We start from the raw sequence: 6,743 nt of genomic DNA on the forward strand, positions 1-6,743 counted from the left end.
GGGCGGGCAGGATACCCCTGAAGTCTCCGACCCTGCCCGAGCGAGGGAGGATACGTTCATGCCCGCACAGCCGTTTCTCCCGGACCATCACGGCCTGCCCCTGGCTCCGGGCCTGCGCGTCCAGGTGCTCGTCGAGCCCGGCCGGCCTGAGGCGTCGGTCGTCCGCGTCGTCGAGCCCTACGGGGTGGTCACCGTGGCGCTGGCAGACGGGGCCGGGCGGGTGGAGCGCATGTACCGCGCCGACCAGGTGGCGGTGGTGGTGCCGGCCGTCGCCTCTCCGTCGTCCCTGCGGCGCACCGCCTGACGGCGTCCCGGCAGCCTTCCCGGGGCGGCCCCCTCCCGGTATGGTGGGAGAGGCATGCTCTGGGAGCGCTACCGACCGATCATCGACAACTGGGAGGCGTTCTGGGCCGCCGCGGGCCGGCCTCAGCCGCGCACCATCCGGGTGCAGACCACCCGCATCACTCCGGCGGCGCTGGCGGCGCGCCTGGAAGCCCGCGGATTCCGCCTGCACCCGGTGGAGGGGCTGCCCGCCGTCCTGCGGGTCGACAGCGAGCCCTGTCCCATCTCCAAGACCGTCGAGCACTGGCTGGGCCTGTTCTACATCCAGGAAGCGGTGATGGCGCTGCCGGCGCTGGCGGTGGCCCGCGACCGGCCGGCCCTGGTCGCCGACCTGTGCGCGGCGCCCGGCGGCAAGACCACCCATCTGGCCGACCTGCTGCCGGAGGCCACCGTGGCGGCGGTCGACCTCAGCGAGGCGCGGGTGCGGGCGCTGGTGGCCAACGTGCAGCGCCTGGGCTGCCTCAACGTCCTGATGGCGCAGGCCGATGCCCGCCGGATGCCGCCCGAGGCGGTCTGCGACGCGGCCCTGGTGGACGCGCCGTGCACCGCCGAAGGAAACCTGCGGGATGATCCGCGCGTCCACCGGGATCCCGGGCGGGCTGCGCGGATGCGGCTGGCCTCCCTCCAGGCGGCGCTGCTGCGCCGCGCCCTGGCCGTGGTGCGGCCGGGAGGCCTGGTGGTCTACGCCACCTGCACCTTCGCCCCGGAGGAAAACGAGGCGGTGGTGGACCGGATCCTGCGGGAGGTTCCGGACCTGGAGGTGGAATCCCTGGACCTGCCCGTGCCGCACGCCTCCGGCGTGACAGCCTTCGGGGATGCGGTGTTCGACGCCCGGCTGCGGCACGCGGTGCGGGTGTACCCGCATCACCTGGATTCGGGCGGGCTGTTCGTGGTGGCCCTCCGGAAGGGGAAGGACAGCGGCGCGCCGCCCGCCCCGCCGCCCCGGGTGTTTCCGGGGACCCCGCTGGATCCCCAGGAGGCGCAGCGCCGCGTCGAGCGGGCGGTGGCGGCCCTCTGCGACCAGTTCCAGGTGGACCCCGCGGTCCTGGCGGACCAGGAATTCCTGGTCGCGTCGCGTACCATCTGGATGCACCGCTGCCGGGCGTGGCCGGCGGCGCTGGCCCGGCCCCGGTGGCCCGGCAGGCTGGTCGGGTGCGGCCTGCGGGCCTTTGCCGCCTGGGGGCGGGACGGATACCGTCCCACCAGCTGGCTGGCCCAGCATCTGGGCGACCGGATCCGATCCCGAAGGCTGGCGCTCGACCCAGCCGGATGGATCCGTCTGCTCGCCGGCCAGGGGATGCGGGTCGACGCCTCGGACGGGCTTGTCGCCCTCGCCCTGGACGACGCGGTCCTCGGTGTGGGCCACGTCCGGGGTGGGCGCCTCACCCACCTGCTGGCCGCCGACCGGGCCGCCCAGCTGCGGGAGGCGCTGGAGCTGACCGCCCGCGGCTGACCGCGGAGCCGGCAGCGCGTGCGGCGGGGGATGCGTCATGACCACGACATCGTCGGCCCGCCCGGACCGGACCGGCCGCGGCCGCCAGGTCTGCCAGAGGTGCGGACGCCCGCTGCCGCCGCTGGCGGTGCGCCACGGCGACCCTTTCTGCTCCCGGGTGTGCGCCGAGGAGACCTATGGGACGCGGACGCGGCGGGGCTCGTCCGCCCCGCCGGGGCCGGCGCCCTCCCGCGGCGCGTGACACCCGGGTGCGGTCACGCCGTCGGGTCGAACCTCAGCAGGGCGCCGATGCCTTCGTGGGGGCGCAAGAGCTCCGCCGCCGGTCCCGTGACGAGTTCCAGGCGGGCGCCGGCGCGCCGGGTGAGGGCGGGGAGGAGCTGCGCGATGTCCTGACCCTCCACCGGACCGCCGCACACCGGGCAGCGATCTCCCTCCACCGCCCGGACGTGGCCGCACCGCCTGCACTGCCCCACCGGCCCCGCCAGCCCCACGTCGGCGACCAGCGTCTGGACCAGACCCTGCTGGAGCGCCTGCAGCGTCGCGGCGCGGCCCACCACCGCGTTGCCCTCGGCCCGGACGCGTTCCAGTACGTCCTGCACCAGAGCCTGCTCCAGCTGCCGTTCATGGTGTTCGGCCACGGGCAGGGTCCGGGCCGCGATCTCCGCCTCGGAGGCGCGGGAGGGCAGCGGGACCAGCGCCACCACCCGCTCCCGCGCCCACTCGGGCAGGAGGTCCCGCACGGCGTGGGCCGCCTCCTCCGGGCCGCCGAGGATCAGCCGCTCGATGCGCCGGGAGCGCAGGAAGTCGGCGGCGGACTCGGCCACCCCGCGCCAGAACCGGCGTACCCATTCCTCCTGCCGCGCGTCGAACGCATCCCTCTGCACGCCCCGGCTGGCGGCCGCGCCCATCCGCCGGGCGAAGGTGGGGGGCCGGCCGTTCTTGAACCGCCAGTCGCGGGTATCCAGGTGCAGGGCGGTGTTCTCGACTACGGTGGCCCGCCCCAGGTGGGCGAGCACGACCCGCGCGTGTTCGCGGTCCACGGCCAGGATGGCGTAGGGTTCATACTCGTCAATCGCCCACAGCAGGGGCATCAGGTCGGGACGTCCGAACCGCACCCGTGAAGGCACCGGGACCGGCAGCACATGTTCCTGCCAGAAGCCGTCGGTGGCGAAGATGGCGATTCCCCGGCCGGGGATCCGGCGGCGCAGGCGGTCCAGGACCCGCCCGGCCAGATCGGCGACGGTGCGCCGGTGGGAAGCGGGCAGCGTGTCGATGAGCCGGCGGAGTTCGGTGCGCGCCCAGATGCGGAACGCGGGTGACGGACCCTGGTGCTCGGGGCGGGTCGGATCGGTGTCCAGGGATACCGACAGGACATCGTCACGGTCCAGGGACATCAGCGCGTCCACAAGGTGAGGTTCGACCATCCACAATCCCTCCCCGGAGGCGCGCTCACATACAAGACCCCAGTACCATTGTAGACAGAGGCGGGCAGCCGTGAGATCTGTCAAGGCAAACCCCTTGACAAGTCCGGGCGGGCCGGGCTACATATCGGTGACGGATGACGGTGTGCCCGCCCGGCGGGGCGGGGCGGGCCCGACATCAGGGTGAGAAGGGAGGTGGACACCATGCTGGCTCGGCGGATGGGCCCGTTCGAGGAGCTGTTTGAGCTCCAGCGGGACCTGATGAACCTGTTCGATCGGGTCTTCTCGGGCGAGACCGCCGAGACCACCGGGTTCCGTCCGGCCTGCGAGGCCTACTACAAGGACGGGCAGCTGGTCGTCCGGGCGGAGCTCGCGGGGGTGGACCCGAAGAGCGTGGACATCTCCCTGGCGGGGCGCACCCTGACCATCAAGGGGACGCGGCCTGCGCCGGAGGTGCCGGCCGACGACCGGATCTTCGGGGAGATTGAGTACGGCCCCTTCGAGCGGAGCCTGACGCTGCCCGAGGGCCTGCGGGACGAAGGGATCAGGGCCCGGTGGCACGACGGGATCCTGGAGATCACCATTCCGGTGAGCCAGGAGGCCTTGCCCAAGAAGATTCCGGTCGAGGTCGAGATGGTCCGGGCCTGACCGGGAGCAGGATCTCGGGAGTGCGGCGGCGGCCCCGGCCGGCGCACTCCCGGACGCCCCGGACCAGGCCCGGGCACTCGGCTGGGCGACACTGACGAAAGGAGGTGGTGGACCATGCTCGCGGATGCGGGTCTGGTGGTCCTCCGCGGCGTGACCGGCCTCCTGTTCGTCGGCCACGGGCTCCAGAAGCTGGCGGGCTGGTTCGGCGGGCACGGGCTCGCCGGAACGGGCCGGTGGATGGAGTCCGTCGGGTTGCGGCCCGGACGCCTGTGGGCGGCGGTGGCGGGGGCGGCAGAGACCCTGGGTGGTCTGCTGCTCGCCCTGGGAGCGGCGACCCCTGTGGCAGGGGCGCTGTTGACCGCCGTCATGGCCACCGCCATCGTGCGGGTGCACTGGGATCACGGCCTGTGGGTGCAGGCCGGAGGCGCTGAGCACGCGCTGGTGAACATGGCGGTGGCCATGGCCCTGGCCCTGACCGGAGCGGGTCGGTGCTCGGTGGACGCCGTGTGGGGCCTGTCCCTGCCGGCGGTGCCGCTGGTCCTCGCCGGTCTGGCCGCAGGGCTCGTGGTCGGCGTGGGGACGCCGGTCGCGACGCGGGCTCTCCGGCCGGCTGCCGGCCAGGCGGCGTAAAAGGGGCCCTTCTCAGGTGCCGTGTCGTCCCCCCGACGGCGCCACGCCTGGCTGGCGCCGGTCGTTTTTTTCACGCCGTCACGTCCGTGCGGGACCCTTCGGCACCGGCACGCTGCTGTGGGTGTGGTGTGACGTGCGAGGGTCTCCCGCGCGACCACGCCCTGTGCGCCCGGGGGAAAACACAGTGGGGGGACGGGGCCAGAGCCGGCCGCCCCGCGGATCGTGCCTAGGACTTGGCGCGTGCCTCCTTGGGCAGCACGCTGAATGCCAGCCAGGCGCTCAGGACCAGCGCGATCAGCCCGCCCACGACCGAGGTCCAGGTGACGTGGGCCACCTCCCCCAGCTTGTAGACGTAGGGGAAGGCAATGAACCAGATGCCGACCAGGCCGTTGACGTACTGGATCCAGGTCTGGCGGCGGGCCGACTCGCTGAGGGCCGCCCAGCCGGCGAGGATCAGGAGGATAGCACCGCCGAGGATGCTCAGCCACATCGGCGTGGTGCGATCAGAGAACCGCAGGACGAACGGTGCCAGGATGAACCACAGCCCGACGACTGCGTTCACCACGTTCGCCCACACCATGTGACCTCACCTCCTTTCGTCTCGCCGGGGGACGGGCCGGCTCTGGCCCTCCGTATTCACAATGTGCCGGATTTCCAGCAAGGTCAAGAGGTACGGGTGTTCGCGCGGGACGTGGTGGTCCTACGGGATGGCGGCGGCAAGCCCGGAAGCCAGCAGGGCGTAGGCGGCGGTGAGGAAGATGCCGGCAACCAGCTCATCGCGGGCGGAGACCCGGAGGGCGCGCAGAGAGAGTACCGTGAGGGGCAGGACGGCGGCGAAGATACACACAATCCTCAGTGGCACCACGATCATGATACCCTCCGCCCGACATGCTTGGGCCGGAGTATAGCATGGGGGTTGCAGCCGCCTCAAGGGGTGGAAGGAGGACCGCGCCGGGGGGAGCGAACAGCCTTCCCGGACGCCCCGGCGGAGGGCGGCGGGCCGCGGGCGCACCTGCGGGGCACTAGGCGCGGGGGGGGGCGAACGATGATCTGGGCAGGGCGGGCCATGCGGGTGCGGGTGATCGGGGTGGATCGTTTCGACCACTCCCGGCCCCGGGACGTGTACGCCATCGACTCGTCCGGGGGCGACATCCGCCTGCTGGTGGCCAGCGACGAGGGCCGCCTGCGCTGGGTCCCGGCCGGCCAGTGCGTGGTGGCCGGATACACCGAGGGGCGCCTGGGACTGGACGACTGAGCCGCGGCCGGGCGCAGGGAGGCGACATCCGTGCGAGTCGTTGCGGCAGTCGGAGTGGTTCTGGCCCTGGGCGGGGTGGCGGGGGCCCAGGTGCCGTCGGCGTTTGTGGACGTGCCTCCCTGGCACTGGGCGTTCGATGCCGTCCAGCGGGGGGCGGCGGCGGGGATCTTCGAGGGCTACCCGGCGTCGGACAGGGAGCTGGTGGCCAACGCCCTCATTCAGGTCTACGACGCCTTCCGCCATCCCACCCATCCCCTGGCACCGGCCTGGGCCGAGGCGTTCCTGGTCAACCTCCCCCCGGGCTGGCCGCAGCCTCTGCTGCGCAGCCGGCTGCGGAATGTCGTCCTGAGCGGCCTGGAGGTCCGCGTGCAGGCAGACCGGGCCGTGATCCGGTGGACGGCGGACGTGGTGGTGGACGGCACCGCGCGCCGGACCACGGCAACGGGGGCCGCGGTGCGGGACGCCGCCGGCCGGTGGAGGGTGGACTTCGCGACACTGGCCGGTGCCCAGCCGGAGGTCTTCGGACGGTAGTTCACATTCGCTCATCCTTGGTCCCCACGGCCCCGTGGGCGGGGCCGCGCCGGCGGGGGGTGGGTCCGCCTGGCAGGAGTGGCGGGCGGGGATGGGGAATGCTGTGGCGGATCGGCGTCCGGCGCAGGCTGCCGGACAGTTCAGAACGAAGGGCAGGGGTGCAGTCGATGGCTACAGGAACGGTGAAGTGGTTCAACGCCGAGAAGGGCTACGGGTTCATCACGCCCGACGACGGCGGCCGGGATCTGTTCGTGCACTACACCGGGATTGAGGGCACCGGGTACCGCACGCTCACCGAAGGGCAGAAGGTGGAGTACGAACCCGTCCAGGGGCAGAAGGGACCGCAGGCCACGAAGGTCCGCGTCATCGGCTGATCCTGCCCCTCCCGCCCGATGGCGGGGCGGGAGGGCTCCCGCGGTTTCCGCCCAGTGGTTCTTCCGGAGCGGCTGGTCTGCGCTCCGGG

The 6,743-nt window shown here is 73.0% G+C and carries 11 protein-coding genes; 8 read left to right on the forward strand and 3 right to left on the reverse strand.

Annotation, left to right across the window (positions count from 1 at the left end):
* Positions 1-58 precede the first annotated feature (58 nt).
* From RB150_11255 to RB150_11265, 3 genes are read left to right on the forward strand one after another with little or no spacing between them, the layout of a single operon-like run.
* Positions 59-304: a hypothetical protein gene (locus tag RB150_11255; protein MDQ7821110.1), complete on the forward strand. Its 246-nt coding sequence runs from the start codon at positions 59-61 to the stop codon at positions 302-304.
* Between the two features lie 54 nt (positions 305-358).
* A complete protein-coding gene (locus RB150_11260) occupies positions 359-1,795 on the forward strand; it encodes an RsmB/NOP family class I SAM-dependent RNA methyltransferase (protein MDQ7821111.1) in 1,437 nt (478 codons plus the stop codon).
* Between the two features lie 37 nt (positions 1,796-1,832).
* The gene (locus RB150_11265; GenBank protein MDQ7821112.1) at positions 1,833-2,036 is read left to right on the forward strand and encodes a hypothetical protein; all 204 of its coding nucleotides are present in this window, start codon (positions 1,833-1,835) and stop codon (positions 2,034-2,036) included.
* Between the two features lie 13 nt (positions 2,037-2,049).
* On the opposite strand, the gene RB150_11270 is transcribed toward RB150_11265, so the two are convergent.
* Positions 2,050-3,219: a VLRF1 family aeRF1-type release factor gene (locus RB150_11270; GenBank protein ID MDQ7821113.1), complete on the reverse strand. Its 1,170-nt coding sequence runs from the start codon at positions 3,217-3,219 to the stop codon at positions 2,050-2,052.
* Between the two features lie 201 nt (positions 3,220-3,420).
* On the opposite strand from RB150_11270, the gene RB150_11275 reads away from it, so the two are divergent.
* Both RB150_11275 and RB150_11280 read left to right on the forward strand, forming a co-directional pair.
* On the forward strand, positions 3,421-3,864 hold the full coding sequence (locus RB150_11275; protein ID MDQ7821114.1) for an Hsp20/alpha crystallin family protein: 444 nt from the start codon (positions 3,421-3,423) through the stop codon (positions 3,862-3,864).
* Between the two features lie 114 nt (positions 3,865-3,978).
* Positions 3,979-4,494 (forward strand): DoxX family protein, encoded by a 516-nt coding sequence (locus RB150_11280; GenBank protein ID MDQ7821115.1) that lies wholly within the window; start codon positions 3,979-3,981, stop codon positions 4,492-4,494.
* Positions 4,495-4,720: 226 nt separating this feature from the next.
* On the opposite strand, the gene RB150_11285 is transcribed toward RB150_11280, so the two are convergent.
* Both RB150_11285 and RB150_11290 read right to left on the reverse strand, forming a co-directional pair.
* A complete protein-coding gene (locus tag RB150_11285) occupies positions 4,721-5,074 on the reverse strand; it encodes an SPW repeat protein (protein ID MDQ7821116.1) in 354 nt (117 codons plus the stop codon).
* 120 nt (positions 5,075-5,194) lie between these two features.
* Positions 5,195-5,365, reverse strand: a complete 171-nt coding sequence (locus RB150_11290) for a hypothetical protein (GenBank protein ID MDQ7821117.1) — start codon at positions 5,363-5,365, stop codon at positions 5,195-5,197.
* A gap of 174 nt (positions 5,366-5,539) precedes the next feature.
* Between RB150_11290 and RB150_11295 the strand changes: the two genes are divergently transcribed.
* From RB150_11295 to RB150_11305, 3 genes are all read left to right on the forward strand, one after another.
* A complete protein-coding gene (locus RB150_11295) occupies positions 5,540-5,749 on the forward strand; it encodes a hypothetical protein (GenBank protein ID MDQ7821118.1) in 210 nt (69 codons plus the stop codon).
* A 30-nt stretch (positions 5,750-5,779) separates the two neighbouring features.
* A complete protein-coding gene (locus RB150_11300; GenBank protein MDQ7821119.1) occupies positions 5,780-6,280 on the forward strand; it encodes an S-layer homology domain-containing protein in 501 nt (166 codons plus the stop codon).
* Between the two features lie 167 nt (positions 6,281-6,447).
* Positions 6,448-6,654: a cold-shock protein gene (locus RB150_11305; protein MDQ7821120.1), complete on the forward strand. Its 207-nt coding sequence runs from the start codon at positions 6,448-6,450 to the stop codon at positions 6,652-6,654.
* Positions 6,655-6,743: the final 89 nt, after the last annotated feature.

This window comes from Armatimonadota bacterium (genome assembly GCA_031081675.1).
GTDB lineage: Bacteria > Sysuimicrobiota > Sysuimicrobiia > Sysuimicrobiales > Kaftiobacteriaceae > Calidihabitans > Calidihabitans tengchongensis.